Source organism: Kitasatospora kazusensis (assembly GCF_039529945.1).
GTDB classification, from domain to species: Bacteria; Actinomycetota; Actinomycetes; order Streptomycetales; family Streptomycetaceae; genus Kitasatospora; species Kitasatospora kazusensis.
This window is the reverse complement of sequence record NZ_BAAANT010000002.1, coordinates 66,168-81,977: the sequence shown is the minus strand read 5'-3', so window position 1 is coordinate 81,977 and position 15,810 is coordinate 66,168. Positions and strand designations below refer to the sequence as shown.

19 protein-coding genes are annotated in these 15,810 nt (G+C 73.2%); 9 read left to right on the top strand and 10 right to left on the bottom strand.

Features of this window, described 5'->3' with window-relative positions:
* Together ABD330_RS02515 and ABD330_RS02510 are read left to right on the top strand one after the other, a co-directional pair.
* Complete coding sequence (locus tag ABD330_RS02515; RefSeq protein WP_344460152.1) at positions 1–861, top strand: PHP domain-containing protein; 861 nt, start codon at positions 1–3, stop codon at positions 859–861.
* A gap of 124 nt (positions 862–985) precedes the next feature.
* Positions 986–1,600, top strand: coding sequence for a MarC family protein (locus tag ABD330_RS02510; protein ID WP_344460150.1), 615 nt, complete (start codon positions 986–988; stop codon positions 1,598–1,600).
* A gap of 90 nt (positions 1,601–1,690) precedes the next feature.
* On the opposite strand, the gene ABD330_RS02505 is transcribed toward ABD330_RS02510, so the two are convergent.
* On the bottom strand, positions 1,691–2,344 hold the full coding sequence (locus ABD330_RS02505) for a suppressor of fused domain protein (RefSeq protein ID WP_344460149.1): 654 nt from the start codon (positions 2,342–2,344) through the stop codon (positions 1,691–1,693).
* A gap of 60 nt (positions 2,345–2,404) precedes the next feature.
* Positions 2,405–3,334: a DMT family transporter gene (locus ABD330_RS02500; RefSeq protein ID WP_425555412.1), complete on the bottom strand. Its 930-nt coding sequence runs from the start codon at positions 3,332–3,334 to the stop codon at positions 2,405–2,407.
* Between the two features lie 155 nt (positions 3,335–3,489).
* Here ABD330_RS02500 and ABD330_RS02495 point away from each other — a divergent pair, with 155 nt between their 5' ends.
* The 5 genes from ABD330_RS02495 (at position 3,490) to ABD330_RS02475 (ending at position 8,400) form a co-directional block, all read left to right on the top strand.
* A complete protein-coding gene (locus ABD330_RS02495) occupies positions 3,490–4,026 on the top strand; it encodes a pyridoxamine 5'-phosphate oxidase family protein (RefSeq protein WP_344460147.1) in 537 nt (178 codons plus the stop codon).
* Between the two features lie 304 nt (positions 4,027–4,330).
* A complete protein-coding gene (locus ABD330_RS02490) occupies positions 4,331–5,158 on the top strand; it encodes a MerR family transcriptional regulator (protein ID WP_344460146.1) in 828 nt (275 codons plus the stop codon).
* A 107-nt stretch (positions 5,159–5,265) separates the two neighbouring features.
* Positions 5,266–6,570, top strand: a complete 1,305-nt coding sequence (locus ABD330_RS02485; protein ID WP_344460144.1) for a magnesium transporter MgtE N-terminal domain-containing protein — start codon at positions 5,266–5,268, stop codon at positions 6,568–6,570.
* Entirely contained in the window at positions 6,560–7,183 is a 624-nt protein-coding gene (locus ABD330_RS02480) for a DUF1003 domain-containing protein (RefSeq protein ID WP_425555411.1), read from the top strand. Before ABD330_RS02485 ends, ABD330_RS02480 begins: the two co-directional genes overlap by 11 nt.
* A gap of 56 nt (positions 7,184–7,239) precedes the next feature.
* Positions 7,240–8,400 (top strand): Mrp/NBP35 family ATP-binding protein, encoded by a 1,161-nt coding sequence (locus ABD330_RS02475; protein WP_344460143.1) that lies wholly within the window; start codon positions 7,240–7,242, stop codon positions 8,398–8,400.
* Positions 8,401–8,553: 153 nt separating this feature from the next.
* Here the strand turns inward: ABD330_RS02475 and ABD330_RS02470 are convergent, their stop codons facing one another.
* The 5 genes from ABD330_RS02470 to sigE form a co-directional block, all read right to left on the bottom strand.
* On the bottom strand, positions 8,554–8,874 hold the full coding sequence (locus ABD330_RS02470; protein ID WP_344460141.1) for a barstar family protein: 321 nt from the start codon (positions 8,872–8,874) through the stop codon (positions 8,554–8,556).
* Between the two features lie 85 nt (positions 8,875–8,959).
* Complete coding sequence (locus ABD330_RS02465; protein WP_344460140.1) at positions 8,960–9,646, bottom strand: hypothetical protein; 687 nt, start codon at positions 9,644–9,646, stop codon at positions 8,960–8,962.
* 192 nt (positions 9,647–9,838) lie between these two features.
* Positions 9,839–10,261 carry a sec-independent translocase gene (locus tag ABD330_RS02460; protein ID WP_344460138.1) on the bottom strand — a complete coding sequence of 141 codons (423 nt, stop codon included), beginning with the start codon at positions 10,259–10,261 and terminating at the stop codon, positions 9,839–9,841.
* Positions 10,262–10,457: 196 nt separating this feature from the next.
* A complete protein-coding gene (locus tag ABD330_RS02455; protein ID WP_344460136.1) occupies positions 10,458–11,444 on the bottom strand; it encodes a zf-HC2 domain-containing protein in 987 nt (328 codons plus the stop codon).
* The gene (gene sigE / locus ABD330_RS02450) at positions 11,441–12,157 is read right to left on the bottom strand and encodes an RNA polymerase sigma factor SigE (RefSeq protein ID WP_425555430.1); all 717 of its coding nucleotides are present in this window, start codon (positions 12,155–12,157) and stop codon (positions 11,441–11,443) included. The genes ABD330_RS02455 and sigE overlap by 4 nt, the downstream gene beginning before the upstream one ends.
* 318 nt (positions 12,158–12,475) lie before the next feature.
* On the opposite strand from sigE, the gene ABD330_RS02445 reads away from it, so the two are divergent.
* Positions 12,476–13,108 (top strand): O-methyltransferase, encoded by a 633-nt coding sequence (locus ABD330_RS02445; RefSeq protein ID WP_344460594.1) that lies wholly within the window; start codon positions 12,476–12,478, stop codon positions 13,106–13,108.
* A 176-nt stretch (positions 13,109–13,284) separates the two neighbouring features.
* On the opposite strand, the gene ABD330_RS02440 is transcribed toward ABD330_RS02445, so the two are convergent.
* On the bottom strand, positions 13,285–13,452 hold the full coding sequence (locus ABD330_RS02440; protein ID WP_280715156.1) for a DUF3117 domain-containing protein: 168 nt from the start codon (positions 13,450–13,452) through the stop codon (positions 13,285–13,287).
* A gap of 319 nt (positions 13,453–13,771) precedes the next feature.
* Between ABD330_RS02440 and ABD330_RS02435 the strand changes: the two genes are divergently transcribed.
* Positions 13,772–14,572 carry an enoyl-CoA hydratase/isomerase family protein gene (locus ABD330_RS02435; protein WP_344460132.1) on the top strand — a complete coding sequence of 267 codons (801 nt, stop codon included), beginning with the start codon at positions 13,772–13,774 and terminating at the stop codon, positions 14,570–14,572.
* Here ABD330_RS02435 and ABD330_RS02430 read toward each other — a convergent pair.
* Together ABD330_RS02430 and ABD330_RS02425 are read right to left on the bottom strand one after the other, a co-directional pair.
* Positions 14,557–15,141 (bottom strand): DNA-3-methyladenine glycosylase I, encoded by a 585-nt coding sequence (locus ABD330_RS02430; protein WP_344460592.1) that lies wholly within the window; start codon positions 15,139–15,141, stop codon positions 14,557–14,559. The two genes, ABD330_RS02435 and ABD330_RS02430, sit on opposite strands and share 16 nt — an antisense overlap.
* Positions 15,142–15,152: 11 nt before the next feature.
* Positions 15,153–15,644: a DivIVA domain-containing protein gene (locus tag ABD330_RS02425; RefSeq protein ID WP_344460131.1), complete on the bottom strand. Its 492-nt coding sequence runs from the start codon at positions 15,642–15,644 to the stop codon at positions 15,153–15,155.
* Between the last annotated feature and the right edge of the window lie 166 nt (positions 15,645–15,810).

Genomic DNA, 15,810 nt, shown 5'->3' with positions numbered 1-15,810 from the left:
GTGCGCATCGACCTGCACGCCCACAGCAACGCCTCCGACGGCACGGACACCCCCGCCGAACTGGTCGCCGCCGCCGTGGCCGCCGGGCTGGACGTGGTCGCCCTGACCGACCACGACACGGTGTCCGGCCACGCCGAGGCGGCCGAGGCGGTCCGGGCGCTGCCCGTCGGCACCCGGCTCACCCTGGTGCCGGGCGCGGAGCTGTCCTGCCACGTCGACGGCATCAGCATGCACCTGCTGGCGTACCTCTTCGACCCCGCCGAACCCGCCTTCGCCGAGGAGCGCGAACTCGTCCGCACCGACCGCTTCCGGCGCGGCCGGGCCGTGGTCGAGCGCTGCCGCGCGCTGGGTGCCCCGATCAGCTGGGAGCAGGTGCAGCGGATCGCCGGCGCGGGCTCGGTCGGCCGGCCGCACATCGCCAGCGCCCTGGTCGAGGCGGGAGTGGTCGCCACCGTCTCGGACGCCTTCACCGCCGACTGGCTCGCCAACGGCGGGCGGGCCGACGTCCGCAAGCACGAGACCGACCCCGTGACGGCCGTCCGGCTGGTCCGGGCCGCCGGCGGCGTACCGGTGTTCGCGCACCCGGGTGCCGTCAAGCGCGGCCGGACGGTGTCCGACCAGGTCGTCGCCGAGCTGGCGGCGGCCGGGCTCGCCGCGCTGGAGGTGGACCACATCGACCACGACGAGCCGGCCCGGGCTCACCTGACCGGCCTGGCCGCCGAGCTGGGCCTGCTCACCACCGGCTCCAGCGACTACCACGGCGGCCGCAAGACCGTCCGGCTCGGCGAGCACACCACCGACCCGGCCGTGTACGAGGCGCTGCTCGCCCAGGCCACCGGAGCCTCGCCGGTCAGCCGCTGACCGCCCGGCACAAGGCCACACTCCACGCCCCACGCCCGCACCCGATCCGCACCCGGCCGCCGTCGGCGTGCCGGTGTTCGCGCTGCGCATGCGGCCCGCCCGACCCGGCCGGACAATCCTGATCATGGGCTTCTTCGACGCCACGACCTTCGGGTCACTCTTCGTCACGCTGTTCGTGATCATGGACCCGCCGGGCACCATCCCGATCTTCCTCGCCCTCACCTCGGGCCGGGCGCACCGGGTGCAGCGCCGGATGGCCTGGCAGGCGGCCGCGGTGGCCCTGGGGGTGATCACCACCTTCGGGCTGTTCGGGCAGCAGATCCTGGACTACCTGCACGTGTCGATCCCCGCGCTCCAGGTCTCCGGCGGCATCCTGCTGCTGCTGATCGCCCTGGACCTGCTGACCGGCAAGATCGAGGAACCGACCCAGACCAAGGACGTCAACGTCGCGCTCGTCCCGCTCGGCACCCCGCTGCTGGCGGGCCCCGGCGCGATCGTCGCCGTCATCCTGGCCGTCCAGCGGGCGCACGGCGAGTCCGAGAAGCTGGCGGTGTGGACGGCGATCGTGGTGATGCACGTCGTCATGTGGCTGACGATGCGCTTCTCGCTGGTGATCATCCGGATCATCAAGGAGGGCGGCGTGGTGCTGATCACCCGGCTGTCGGGGCTGCTGCTCTCGGCGATCGCCGTCCAGCTGGTCGCCAGCGGGGTGTACGGCTTCATCCACAACTACAAGTGACGAAGCGTCGGCGGGCGGGAGGCGTCAGTCAGTCGGCCGGCCGGCCGGCCGACGGGTCGGCCGACGACGTCACCACGGACGTCGTCACTGTCAGTCGAGCGGGACGCCCCGCCGCTGCGGGTCCCGCAGGTCGGTGCCGTGCCGCAGCCAGCGCTCCTCCAGGGCCGCCGCGCCCTGCACCCGCTTGTGCGCCGCCTCGTTCGGGGTCATCGGCAACAGCGGGAGGAACCGCACCGGCTCGGCCGGCTCGGCGAGCTCCAGATCCGGGACCAGACCGCCCGGCTCGGCGGCGAGCACCGAGGTGAACGGGGCGCCCTCCCAGAGCGGCGCCCCCAGGTCGAGCGAACCGCCGGGTGCCAGCACCAGCCCCTCCACCTGCGGCGTCGCCGCGAAGGTGGCCAGCGTACGGAGCACGTCGTCACGCCCCCCACGGACGGTGAGCACCAACTCGACGCGCGGTCCGCGCACCGGGTCGGCGGTCATCGAGGTCGGGTCCGCCATCGGGGCCGCCGCCATGCCGAGCGTGGCGTACCGCACCAGGCCCTCGGCGTCCGGGCCGAAGCGCAGCACCTCGATCCGCTCGGCGCCCAGGAAGGTGACGGCCGCCCGCCCGCTGGGTTCGCCGAAGGCGGTCAGCAGCCGGGCCTCGACGGCGGTCAGGACGGCCTCGCGGGAGAGCTCTGCGGCACCACCGGAGGCGGAGCCGTCCGAAGGGTCGCCGAAGAGCGGGAAGTCGTGCGCCATGGCCCCGACCCTACCCGCTGGTACCGGCCGGCCGGCCTCGGCCGCCCCGGGCACGGACGGTCAGCGTCGGCCGCCCCGGGCGACCAGGACCAGGCCGAGCAGGATCAACCCGACCGCCGGGTACGCGGCCACCGGCGGCAGCTGGCCGAGCCAGACCGCCGCGATCAGGGCCGCCCCCGGGGTTTCCAGCAGGATCGCCGTCGAGGTGATCGAGGGGCCCAGCGTCCGGACCACCCGGTTGCTCAGCGAGTGGCCGAGCAGCTGGGCCGCGACCATCAGCAGCGCGATCTGCCACCACACCCCGGCCGACCAGCCGGACAGCCGGGTCCCCGCCACCAGGCAGATGCCCAGCAGCACCACGGCCGTGGTGGCGTAGCAGACCAGCGTGTAGGCCGTGGTGCTGACGGTCCTTCGGACCTCCGCGCCGAGCAGCATGTACCCGGCCGCCGCCAGGCCCGCTCCGAGCGCCAGCGCGTCACCGAGCAGCGCCCTCGGCGAGAGCGACAGGTCGACGCCGGTCAGCACCAGCACACCCGCGAAGGCCACGCACATGCCCGCCCAGACCAGTCGCGGCGCGCGCCTGCCGAAGAGCCGCATCAGCAGGATCGTCCAGAGCGGCGTGGTGGTCACCAGTGCCGTCGCGGAGGCCACCGAGGTCATCCGCAGACTCGGCATCCAGAGCGCGAAGTGCACCGCGAGCAGCGCGCCGGCCGCCGTCGCCAGCAGCAGCGCCCGCCGCCCGATGCCGCGCAGCTCGGCACGGTGCCGCAGCAGCGCGTACGGACCGAGCACGCCGACCGACATCACGTTGCGCCAGAGCGCGATGGCCAGCACCGGCGCGGCGGTGGCGCTGATCAGCGGGGCGGAGAGCGAGATGCCCGCGATGGAGACGGCCAGCAGCAGGAAGTCGAGCCGGGGCAGGGCGTGCGGGGCGGGCTCGGCGGCGACCCTGGGCGGGGCTGTCGTGTCGGGCCGGGCGGCGGTGGGCACGGCGACTCCTCCGGAGAGCGTCGGGACGATGAGGGCACTACAGGCAAATGGGGCGCTCCTACGGTAAGGCCACTCACCGCTCCATGGAACTGTCGTCCTGAGCACTGAGACACCGGACGGCCCCGCCGGGGCCCGAAGCCGTACGCTGGTGCGCCATGGAGCCAACGACGACCGACGCCGCCGACTTCCTCGACCGGGCGCTCCTGGAGGAGGCCGCGAAGAAGTCCGGCCTGCTCTGGGTACGGGCCGACGGCGAGCAGCAGAGCCGGGCCCTCTGGCACGCCTGGCACGACGGCGCGGTGGTGGTGGTCGGCGACGGCGCCGAGCAGCCGCTGCACGGTCTCACAGCGGGCTCCGGAGCCACCGTGACGGTGCGCAGCAAGGACAAGTGGGGACGGCTGACGAGCTGGCCGGCCCGGGTCGGCGAGCTCGCCCCGCAGAGCGAGGCCTGGCTCGGCGCGGTCGAGGAGCTCAAGGGCAAGCGGCTGAACGCCCCCGACACCGACACCATCGGCGACCGCTGGGCCCGGGAGTGCCGCGTGCTCCGGCTGGAGCCGGCCGGCCCGCTCGCCGAACAGCCCGGCGCGATGCCCGAGGACTCGCACGCCGCGGTGCCGATGCCCTCCACGGCGACCACCCGCAAGCCGATCCCGGCCGGACTGCCGAAGCTGCTCCTGAAGCGCCGCAAGTAGGCAGCTCGCCCGCCATGCACCACCCAGGGACGCGGAACAGCTGTGCAGCTCGCCCGCCATGCACCATCCAGGGGAGCAAGGCAGCTCACCCGAACTTGCACTATCCAGGGGCGCGAGGAACTGCGCGAGGCGGAAGGCACCAGGCCGTCACTCCCGATTCGCGCAGTTCTCCCCCAGCCTTCGGCCGGGAGGTACCCCCACGCGCCCCCAGGGGTTGCCCCTACCCGTCGGGGGAACCCAGCGGAGCGTGCCGCCCCCAAGGGGTTGACCCTCACACCGTGTCAGGCCGTCGACTGGACCCATCATGTTCACCATCGGAGACTTCGCCAAGCACGGCCGCGTGTCGGTCCGGATGCTGCGCCACTACGACGCCATCGGGCTGCTGCGCCCCGCCCGGGTCGACCCCTTCAACGGCTACCGCTGTTACGAGGCCGCCCAGCTCGCCCGGCTCAACCGGGTCATCGCCCTGAAGGACCTCGGCTTCACGCTCCAGCAGGTGCAGTCGATCCTGGACGAGGACGTGAGCGCCGACGAGCTGCGCGGGATGCTCAGGCTGCGACGCGCGGACCTGGCGGCGGCGGTGGCCGAGGCGGCCACCCGGCTGACCAGGGTCGAGGCGAGGCTCCGGACGATCGAGAGTGAGGGGCACATGCCCGTCGACGACGTAGTGGTCAAGCGCATCCCGGCGGTCCGGGTGGCCGAACTGACCGGCACCGCCGCCGGATTCGAGCCGGAGCACATCAGCCCGGTGATCGGCCCGCTGTTCGAGGAGCTGTGCCGCCGGGTGACCACGGCCGGCCTCACCCCGACCGGCCCGTCCATCGCGTACTACACCCCGGCCGGCCCCGACGGCGGCGAGGCGGTGACCGTGCACGCCGCCCTCCCGGTGGCAGCCGCACCGCAGGACGGGCACGACTTCGCGGTGGTGGACCTGCCCGCCGTCGAGAACGCCGCGACCATCGTGCACCGCGGGTCGATGGACGCCGTCCTGTCCACCGCCCAGACCCTGGCCCGGTGGATCGACGGCACCGGCCACCGCTCCACCGGCTACGCCCGCGAGCTCTACCTGGAGGCCGACGGCGACCCGGAGACCTGGGTGACCGAGCTCCAGGAGCCGATCTCGGCGCACTGACGCCGCCAGGGGTGTGTGGCGCACCGTCACACACCCCGGGGGCTCGGCGGGCTGCGGGGTTCCGGCCCAGGTAGCCTTGGCCCGGAACGTCCAGAGAGAGGGAGTCCATGGCAGGGCCAGGCAGCCGGGTCTTCATCTCCCATCTCGCCGGGATCTCCGTCTTCGATCCGAACGGCGACCAGGTCGGCCGGGTCCGCGACGTCGTGGTCTCGCTGCGGATCGGCGGCCGCCCGCCGCGCGTGCTCGGCCTGGTGGTCGAGGTGGTCGGCAGGCGGCGGATCTTCCTCCCGATGACCCGGGTGACCAGCCTGGAGTCCGGGCAGGTCATCACCACCGGCGTGATCAACATGCGGCGGTTCGAACAACGCCCCTCCGAGACCCTGGTCCTCGCCGAGCTGCTGGACCGTACCGTCACCCGCACCAAGACCACCGAGGACGTCACCGTCCTGGACATCGCGATGGTGCAGACCCGGGTGCGCGAGTGGGAGATCAGCAAGGTCTTCGTCCAGGTCGGCAAGGTCGGACGGCTGCGCAAGGCCAAGGGCGAGACGCTGACGCTGGACTGGTCGGCGGTGACAGGCTTCGCGCTGGCCGAGGAGGGCCAGGGCGCGGCCAACCTGCTGGCCACCTTCGAGCAGCTGCGCCCGGCCGACCTGGCCAACGTGATGCACCACCTCTCCCCCAAGCGCCGCGCCGAGGTCGCCGCCGCGCTGGACGACGACCGGCTCGCGGACGTCCTGGAGGAGCTGCCCGAGGACGACCAGATCGAGATCATCGGCAAGCTCAAGGAGGAGCGTGCGGCCGACGTCCTGGAGGCGATGGACCCGGACGACGCCGCCGACCTGCTCTCCGACCTGCCGGAGGCGGACGCCGAGCGGCTGCTGCTCCTGATGGAACCCGAGGACGCGGCCTCGGTGCGCCGGCTGCTCTCCTACGAGGAGGACACCGCCGGCGGTCTGATGACCACCGAGCCGATCGTGCTGGAGCCGGACGCGACGGTGGCCGAGGCGCTGGCCCGGGTCCGGATCGCCGACAACAAGCCCGCGCTGGCCGCCCAGATCTACGTCTGCCGCCCGCCGAACGAGACACCGACCGGCAAGTACCTGGGCACCGTGCACTTCCAGCGGCTGCTACGCGAGCCCCCGTACATCCTGGTCGGCTCGATCGTGGACGACGACCTGGACCCGCTGCCGCCGGACACCCCGCTGCCGCTGATCACCAGTTACCTGGCGACCTACAACATGGTGGCCGCGCCGGTGGTCGACGAGGCGGACCACCTGCTCGGCGCCGTCACCGTCGACGACGTGCTGGACCACCTGCTGCCGGAGGACTGGCGCGAGTCGTCCCTGCACGGCGGCGACGCGGCCGCGATGGATCACGGGCACGAGAGCGAGGAAGCCGGTGGACGCTGACCGGAAGGGGCGCCGGGACGAGAGCCCGCGCCAGCGGCTCCAGGGCGAGCTGCGGGAACTGCGGCAGCTGCGCGAACTGCGGGTGCGCGAAGGCACCACCCCGCGCACCGAGGCCACCGGCGGCACCCGCACCAAACTGGACCAGCCGCGCACCTCGCGCCCCGGGCTGATCTCGCTCCCCACCTACGACCCGGAGGCGTTCGCCAAGCTCTCCGAACGGATCGCGCGCTTCCTCGGCACCGGACGCTTCATCGTCTGGATGACGGTGGTGATCGTCATCTGGGTGATGTGGAACACGATGCTGCCGGGCAGCTACCGGTTCGACAACTACCCCTTCATCTTCCTGACCCTGGTGCTCTCCCTCCAGGCCTCGTACGCGGCGCCGCTGATCCTGCTGGCGCAGAACCGGCAGGACAACCGGGACCGCGTCAACATGGAGCAGGACCGGGCCCGCAGCGACCGCAACATCGCCGACACCGAGTACCTCGCCCGGGAGGTCGCCGCGCTGCGGCAGGGCCTGGGCGAGGTGGCGACCCGTGACTTCATCAGGTCCGAACTGCAGGCGCTGATCAAGGAGCTGGACGGCCAGCGGGAGGCCTCGGAGCTGCTGTGACCGGCAGCACGCTACTGGCGGGTCGGCACCGCTGAGGCGCGCCGTACCATCAAGGCATGGCCAACGAGACAGAGGTTGCGGTCGGCGTCACGGAGGAGTCCGTACGCGAGGCGCTGGCGACCGTCAACGACCCTGAGATCAACCGACCGATCACCGAGATCGGCATGGTGAAATCGGTCGAGATCGGTGACGGGGGCGCGGTGCGGGTCGCCGTCTACCTGACCGTCTCCGGCTGTCCGATGCGCGAGACGATCACCAACCGGGTGACCGAGGCGGTCTCCCGGGTCGCCGGGGTGACGGGCGTCGAGGTCGAGCTCGACGTGATGAGCGAGGAGCAGCGCAAGGAGCTCTCCACGCTGCTGCGCGGCGGCGCTCCCGAGCGGGAGATCCCGTTCGCCAAGCCCGGCACGCTGACCCGGGTGTACGCGGTCGCCTCCGGCAAGGGCGGCGTCGGCAAGTCCTCGGTGACCGTCAACCTGGCCGCCGCGATGGCCGCCGACGGGCTGAAGGTCGCCGTCGTGGACGCCGACATCTACGGGCACAGCGTGCCGCGCATGCTGGGCGTCGAGGGGCGCCCGACCCAGGTCCAGGACATGATCATGCCGCCGTCCTCGCACGGCGTGAAGGTCATCTCGATCGGCATGTTCACCCCGGGCAACGCCCCGGTGGTGTGGCGCGGCCCGATGCTGCACCGCGCCCTCCAGCAGTTCCTGGCCGACGTCTACTGGGGCGACCTGGACGTGCTGCTGCTGGACCTGCCGCCGGGCACCGGCGACATCGCGATCTCGGTGGCCCAGCTGGTGCCGAACGCCGAGATCCTGATCGTCACCACCCCGCAGATGGCCGCCGCCGAGGTGGCCGAACGGGCCGGAACCATCGCGCTGCAGACCCACCAGAAGATCGTCGGCGTGATCGAGAACATGTCGGGCATGCCGTGCCCGCACTGCGACGAGATGGTCGACGTCTTCGGCACCGGCGGCGGCCAGACCGTCGCCGACGCCCTCACCCGCTCGGTCGGCGCGACCGTCCCGGTCCTCGGCTCCATCCCGATCGACATCCGCCTGCGCGAGGGCGGCGACGACGGCAGCCCGGTCGTCCTCTCCCACCCCGACTCCCCGGCCGGCACCGCCCTGCGCGCCATCGCGGGCAAGCTCGGCGGCCGCCAGCGCGGCCTCTCGGGCCTGTCGCTGGGGCTGACCCCGAAGAACAAGTTCTGACCTCTCGGCAACGTCGGCCGGCAGCGGCTCAGCTCGTACGGCCCCAGACGGCCCCGGACCTCACCGTCCGGGGCCGTCTGCGTCCGCTTCACGCAAGTGCTGACGCCGTTACAGGGTCGTCGGACGACGTGCCCAGGTCCGATCCACAGGCGTCTACGCCTCGTCGCCGGGCCACGCCGTAGGACCGCCGAGTTCGAGGGTGGCCCGACCGGACTCCTCGAAGACCTCGGCCAGGCGTGCGCCGTCCGGGTTGCCCGGCGCGAAGAGGCCGTGTCGGTCCGCTCGGACGGTCAGGCGGTCGTGGCGGTCGATGACCTCCGAGATCCCACCGGTCTCGATCGTGTCCCACCAGGCGTCCAGGTTCCGGCCGAACCACTCCGGCAGGCCGCAGGGGACGGCGACGGCGTCCCAGAAGTCCGCGGACGACCTGATCTGCCGCCCTCTGAGATCGACCACCAACTCCGTCTGTGTCACCCGGACAGCCTATCGAGCAGGTGGCGGCGGCACGGCCTCGAAGGGAACAGCCCGCGCCGCCGCTCCCGTTCCCCGGCGGAGCCGCTCAGCGGCGGGTGTACGCCGTGAGGTCCGGGACAGCGCTGAAGCCCGTCCCGTAGGCGCTGACGCCGCGTCCGTAGGCGCCGAGCAGGACGCCCGGGGCCTCGCCGGCCAGCACCCAGCCGTACTCGGACTCGCGGTAGCGGAAGGGCTGCGGGAGGCCGTTCACCGGCAAGGTGAGCGAGGACCAGCCGGGGCCGTCCAGGTCGTCGGCCAGGTCCCAGGCCAGGGCGGTCTGCTGGTCCAGCCAGTCCTGCCGCAGGGCCCGGTCCAGCTGGCCGGGCCAGGTCGCGGCGAGCAGGCCGGAGCCGGCCAGCCAGGCGGCGGAGGAGGCGGTGGTGGCCTCCAGCGTCCCGGTGTTGTCGGCACTGCGCCGCACCTCGCGGCGGGCCATCGTGACCACCACGGCGAACCGCCGGACGTCCCTGGCCTCGTACTGCTTGGCGGGCTCCTCGCCGTGCCCGAGGGTGCCGTAGTCCACGCTGCCGCGCTGGGCCGCGCGGTTGTTGCCCGCACCGGCCTGCATCAGCCAGCGGCGGCCCGTCCAGGCGTCGTCCAGCCCGTACCAGGGGAAGTCGGCCGCCTGGTACGGCGCCAGCGGGTCAGCCGGCGGTCCGGGCTGGGCGCCGACCACTGCCCCGGCCGGCTCCCCCGCCGTGGCCGTTCCCATCGCACGACTCGTCGCGTCCATCCCCGGGCCTCCTCAACGCACTGTCCCCTGCGGTAGCGCGCTCCATCGTGGCGCACGCCGGCACCCCGGCGGGTCGGGACGCCACCGAGACCTCGGTGACCTGCGGCACAGCGGAGCACTCCAGCACAATAGCGGCGCACACGGCGAAGCCCCGCACAGTAGAGCTACCGGCGGGGCGTGGTGCCTGGAAGGTCAGGTCGCGTCGGGGTCGAAGGGGGGACGCTCACCCTCGTGCAGCGCCGGGCCGCCGGTGGCGGGCACGGGGCCGGCCGGCTTGGTCAGACCGACCGAGGCGGACGGGGCCGGCTCGTCGTTCAGGACGGACCGGAAGTCGAGACCGTCGCGGATCTCCTTGAAGCCGAGCGGGTCCTCGTTGCCGCCGAGCAGCTGCTTGCGGACGAAGGTCTTCGGGTGCAGGTCCTGGAACTCGAAGTCCTGGAACTCCGGGCCCAGCTCGCTGCGGATGTCCTCCTTGGCGCTGTCCGCGAAGGTCCTGACCTTGCGGATGAAGCCCATGGTGTCCTGGATCAGCTTCGGGAGCTTGTCCGGCCCGAAGATCACCACGGCCAGGATGACCAGCGTGACGACGTCCAGAGGGCCTATGCCTGCAAACACGTAAGCTCCCAGCTCCTGATGACGAACCCGACGAGCTCCAAGGACGGCGGTCACTACAGCGTAGTGGCCGCCGACCGGTGTTCGGGCCCGGAGTCTGTGAAGCAGTAGGTGAAGCCGGGGCGAAGATCAGCCGATGGCCGCACGTCGAGTGGGCCACCGGCGGGGCCCGGCCCGGCCGGGCCGGGCCCCGCGAGGCCTAGCGCAGCTGGTGCCAGGGCACGGCCTGGTACGCGTTGGGCTGGGACGCGGCGGGTGTCGGCAGAGCGGCGCCGACCCCGTGCGGCCCCCGGACGGGGTACACCGGGAAATCGACCGACAGTTCACCCGATACGGGGACGACCACCGAGCCGCCCGGGCCCCGGACGGGGTTGACCGCCGTGCCGTGCTGCGGGTCCTCGCTGGTCAGGGCGGAGATGTTGCCGACCCCGCCGAGGGTGACGGCGGCCACCGAGAAGGCGCCTGCGGCGGCGAAGACCAGCCGACGCCCGCGCGGGGCGGGCGGGCGGACCACCGGCACCTGCAGCAGGGCCGCCAGCGGCCGCTGGACGCGCTGGGCCGTGCCGCGGGAGTCGTCCGAACGGTCCGAGCGCCGGCCGCCGAAGAAGCCGGGCTCGGCCCGGCCGGCCCGGGGGTCGACGCCGGGCACCGGGGCCTGCGCACCGAGCGCGCCCGCGCCGAACGAGGCGCCGGCGCCGCGCCCGAAGGAACCGCCGGTCAGCCGGCTGCCGCCGAGGGTGCCGACCGCCGCGGAGGGGCCGGACGCGGTGGCACCGGGGCCACCGCCGTCCTGCGGCTCGTCGTCGGGCAGCGCGGCGACCGCCATCAGCCGGGACATCAGCATGGCGGACGGGCCCGGGGTGACGGTGTGCGTCAGCAGGTGCTTGACCGCGCGGCCGTCGTCGGCCTCCGCGAGGCACTCGGGGCAGGTCGCCAGATGGGCCTGGACGCGCTCGCGCGAGTCGTGGCCGAGCTCGCCGTCCACGAAGGCGGACAGCCGCTCCCCGAGGTGGTGCTCCTCGGCGGGCTGCTCGGCGGCACGGACCGGGACGGCCCGCAGCGCGGTGGACTGCTCGGGCGCGGCGGCGGGCTCGGCACGACGGCCGAGCTGCGCCCAGCCGGGGCCGCGCCGGGACCGGCCCGGTGGTTCGTACCCGGCCGGACCGGGCGGGGTGGCGCTGGTCACGAGCGCCCCCGTTCACTCCCGCCGGAGGGGCCCGCCTCGGCGCCGACGGGCACCGGCTCCGAAGTCCCGCCCCGCCGGACCCGGCCGGGGGCGGCACCGGGGGCCCGGTGCTTGAGGGCGGCCCGCAGGTGCGAGCGGCCACGGTGGATACGGCTGCGCACGGTGCCGAGCTTGACGCCCAGCGTGGCGGCGATCTCCTCGTACGAGAGGCCCTCGATGTCGCACAGCACCACGGCGGCGCGGAACTCGGGCGCGAGGGTGTCCAGCGCCTGCTGGACGTCGGCGTCGAAGTGGGTGTCGCTGAAGTGCTGGGCCGGGCTCGGCTCGCGGCTGGGGAGGCGCTCGGCCGCGTCGTCACCCAGGGCGTCGAAACGGATCCGCTGGCGGCGGCGGACCATGTCCAGGAAGAGGTTGGTGGTGATCCGGTGCAGCCAGCCCTCGAAGGTGCCCGGGGTGTACGTGGAGAGCGAGCGGAAGACCCGGACGAAGACCTCCTGCGTCAGGTCCTCGGCGTCGTGCTGGTTGCCCGTCAGACGGTAGGCCAGGCGGTAGACCCGGGCACTGTGCGCCTCGACGATCTCCTCCCAGCTGGGGGGCGTCCAGGTCTGCGCGTCGGGGCCCTCGGCGAAGGTCGCGAGCGGGGCGGGGGCGCCGGCCACCGCGTCGTCGGCTGCGGTCGTCTTGTCCAGGGGGGTCTGCGCGGACTTGTTCATCACGGGCTTCGGCGTACGGACCGACGCAATGCCACGGAAGTGCCGCAGCACAGGAGCGTCGCCCTCGGCCACACCTCCTCGGTCGGCTCTTCTGCCCAGCAGGGCCACCACCATATCCACCTCACCCGTCAGATCTGGATAAAAGTGCTCGACCGCCCTTGCGGCAGCCCGGTGGGCAACCCACCGGGATCGTGCGTGAGCCGATCACCCGCTCTCTTCTGGACCAACGGCCGGTCATCGAACGCGGTTCCCGGTCGGCCAGTAATCTGTGGCAGGAAATATCGACATCAGGATCAACGCGCTCCGGAAGAGGCAGCCATCAGCGAGTTCGGGCCCGCGCATGCGGCACTCGCCGACACCTACGTCGGGGAGGACGCGGTGCTGACCTACGCCAGGGCGCAGTCCGCCCGGACCGGGATCCGGGCGATCGGGCCGAGCGGCGGGGCGTGCCTGCGACTGCTGGCCGCGGCCGTGGACGCCAAGGCCGTGGCGGAGATCGGTACCGGCACCGGCGTGTCGGGCGTCTACCTGCTGCGCGGGATGCGGCCGGACGGGGTGCTGACCACCGTGGACTCCGAGCCGGTGCACCAGCAGTTCGCCCGCGAGGCGTACCACGCGGCGGGCTTCGCCCCGAACCGGGCGCGCTTCATCCCGGGGAAAGCGCTGGACGTGCTGCCCCGGCTCGCCGACGGCCAGTACGACCTGGTGTTCTGCGACGGCGACCCGGCGGAGTCCGCGTCCTACCTCGCAGAATCGTTGCGGCTGCTCCGCCCCGGCGGGATGGTCTGCTTCGAGGGCGTGTTCCAGGAGGGCCGGCTGGCCGAGCCGCAGCACCAGGACGAGCAGACCCACGCCGTCCGGGGGCTCGTCCGGGACGTCCGGGAGAGCGACGTGCTGCTGCCCGCCCTGCTGCCGGTGAGCGACGGGCTGCTCTGCGCGGTCAAGCGCTGAGCGCACCGCCCAGGGCCCGTACGCGGCCGCCCTGCGGCGTCCCGGTCGCGCGACGCGCCCCCCGGTACGACGCACGGTCGTGACGGGCCCCCGGCCGGCGTCCGGACGTGACAGAGCCCGGGCCGGGGCCCGGGCTCTGTACGCAGCTCCAGGAGATCAGGGGAGCACCTGCTGTCTCAGCCGACAACCTTCTTCAAGGCATCGCCCAGGGCTTCGGCCTCATCAGGCGTGAGCTCCACTACGAGGCGCCCGCCGCCCTCGAGCGGAACTCGCATGATGATGCCCCGCCCCTCTTTGGTGACCTCGAGCGGGCCGTCACCCGTCCGCGGCTTCATGGCCGCCATGCTCGTTCCCCTTCCTGCAACCGCAAAGCTACGTACCGGCAAGTCCGTCCACCGCCGGTATCGAACGCATTGATCGGAAGCCATTATCCCGCATGCGGCGGCCCGATGACCAACGTCACTCTCTCCGCAAGCACGACCAGACCCGTCCGGACCGCCGCAATACGTGCCGGAAGCCCCGCCCGCACGGGACTTCACGGGCCACCGGAAGGTGCCGTACCTCACACTCCCCACCCGCTGCCGGGCTCGGGCATGCTGACACCGTCGCACCTTGCGTGCCGTCTTCCGTCCCACCCGACGAACCCCCGGGGAGCCATCACCCATGTCCGATTCCGTGCTGTACGAGCTCGACGGCGGCCTGGCCGTCATCACCATCAACCGCCCGGACGCGATGAACGCGCTGGACACCCCGACCAAGGTGGCCCTGCGCGACACGGTGACCGCCGCCGCCGAGGACCCGGCCGTGCGGGCCGTGCTGCTCACCGGAGCGGGCGGGAAGGCCTTCTGCGTGGGCCAGGACCTCAAGGAGCACCTGGGACTGCTGGAGCGGGCCCGGGAGACCGGAGAGGGGGCCCTGAAGACCGTGGCGGAGCACTACAACCCGCTGCTGCGGGCGCTCGCCGGGATGCGCAAGCCGACCGTCGCCGCCGTCGGCGGGGTGGCGGCGGGCGCCGGCGCCTCGCTCGCCTTCGCCTGTGACTTCCGGATCGTCGCCGACACCGCCGGGTTCAACACCTCGTTCGCCGGTGTCGCGCTGACCGCCGACTCGGGTGCCTCGTGGACGCTGCCCCGGCTGGTCGGGCACGCCCGGGCGACCGAGCTGCTGATGCTGCCGCGCACCGTGAAGGCCCCCGAGGCGCTCAGCCTGGGCCTGGCCACCCAGGTCGTCCCGGCCGACGAACTCGCCGCGACCGCACGCGAGTTCGCCAAGCAGCTGGCCGAGGGGCCGACCGTCGCCTACGGCGCGATCAAGGAGTCGCTGGCTTACGCCGCCTCCCACTCGCTGAGCGAACTCCTCGACAAGGAGGACGAGTTGCAGACCCTGGCCGGGGCGAGCGAGGACCACCGGATCGCCGTCGCCGCCTTCGTCGCGAAGGAGAAGCCCCGCTACCTGGGCCGCTGACCCCGGGCGTGACAGTCGGCCAGGTGGTCGTCCACCAGGCCGCAGGCCTGCATCAGCGCGTACGCCGTGGTCGGGCCGACGAAGCGGAAGCCGTGCTTCTTGAGCTCCTTGGCCAGCGCCGTCGACTCCGGCGTGACGGCCGGCACCTCGCCCAGTGTGCGGGGCGCCGGCCGGGCCGGGTCGCCCGCGAAGCGCCAGACCAGCTCGTCCAGCCCGCCTTCGGGGAGTTCCAGCGCGGCCTTGGCGTTGGCGACGGTCGCCGCGATCTTGGCCCGGTTGCGGATGATGCCCTCGTCCTGGAGCAGCCGCTCGGCGTCCTCGGGCCCGTACGCGGCCACCTTCGCGATCTCGAACCCCGCGAAGGCCGCCCGGAAGCCCTCCCGCCTGCGCAGGATGGTGATCCAGGACAGCCCTGACTGGAACGCCTCCAGCGAGATCCGCTCGAACAGCGCCTGGTCGCCGTGCACCGGACGGCCCCACTCGGTGTCGTGGTAGACCCGGTAGTCGTCCGACGAGTCGCCCCAGCCGCAGCGGCGCAGGCCGTCGGCGCCGAGGACGGCGCCGGTCACCTCCGCGGCGCTCACTGGTCCGGCACCGAACGGCGGTCGCCCTGCTCGGCAGACGTCCCGTCGCCCGTCCCGTCAGCCGTCCCGGCGTCCGACGCCCCGGCCGCCGACGACCCGGCGTCCGCGTTCCCCCGGTCGGCGCCGACCACCTTCGCGAAGTCCTCCAGCCCCGGCAGCGGCTCCAGCCCGGGCTGCGGGCCGGGGGCGGCCTGCACGGCGCCGCGGACGGCCTCGGCGGCCTCCAGCTCGGCGATCCGCGAGTCCCGGTACGCCAGCTCGGCGCCGAGGCGGTCGAGGACGTCGTCCACCTCGTCCATCCGATAGCCGCGCAGCGCCATCGGGAGCCGGATCTCGTCCACGTCGTGCCTGCTCAGCGGGCGGTCCTGCGGCAGCCGGGCGGCGATCCGGTCGTGCACGGCCTCCGGCAGCACGCCGCCCGAGCCGAGCGCCACCAGCGCGGCGCCACCGACCACCACCGCCATCGCCGCCACGATGATCCAGAACACGAACTGTCCTCCCGAGGCTCCTGGTCGGCCCGGTCATGGGTACCAGAACTGGAAAATGCGAGCATGGTCCCTGAGTAGCCGGGGCCCATCATTGCACCCGGTGGAGCTGTGGAGGAGAGACCGGTGGCACTGCGCCTGGGCCCACGTGAGTTCGGCGACGACGAGC

Bases quoted from the DNA above. Each gene is read 5' to 3' on its own strand.
- ABD330_RS02510 (WP_344460150.1), top strand. From the start codon at position 986: ATGGGCTTCTTCGACGCCACGACCTTCGGGTCACTCTTCGTCACGCTG.
- ABD330_RS02505 (WP_344460149.1), bottom strand. From the start codon at position 2,344: ATGGCGCACGACTTCCCGCTCTTCGGCGACCCTTCGGACGGCTCCGCC.
- ABD330_RS02495 (WP_344460147.1), top strand. From the start codon at position 3,490: ATGGAGCCAACGACGACCGACGCCGCCGACTTCCTCGACCGGGCGCTC.
- ABD330_RS02490 (WP_344460146.1), top strand. From the start codon at position 4,331: ATGTTCACCATCGGAGACTTCGCCAAGCACGGCCGCGTGTCGGTCCGG.
- ABD330_RS02485 (WP_344460144.1), top strand. From the start codon at position 5,266: ATGGCAGGGCCAGGCAGCCGGGTCTTCATCTCCCATCTCGCCGGGATC.
- ABD330_RS02475 (WP_344460143.1), top strand. From the start codon at position 7,240: ATGGCCAACGAGACAGAGGTTGCGGTCGGCGTCACGGAGGAGTCCGTA.
- ABD330_RS02465 (WP_344460140.1), bottom strand. From the start codon at position 9,646: ATGGACGCGACGAGTCGTGCGATGGGAACGGCCACGGCGGGGGAGCCG.
- sigE (WP_425555430.1), bottom strand. From the start codon at position 12,157: ATGAACAAGTCCGCGCAGACCCCCCTGGACAAGACGACCGCAGCCGAC.
- ABD330_RS02440 (WP_280715156.1), bottom strand. From the start codon at position 13,452: ATGGCGGCCATGAAGCCGCGGACGGGTGACGGCCCGCTCGAGGTCACC.
- ABD330_RS02435 (WP_344460132.1), top strand. From the start codon at position 13,772: ATGTCCGATTCCGTGCTGTACGAGCTCGACGGCGGCCTGGCCGTCATC.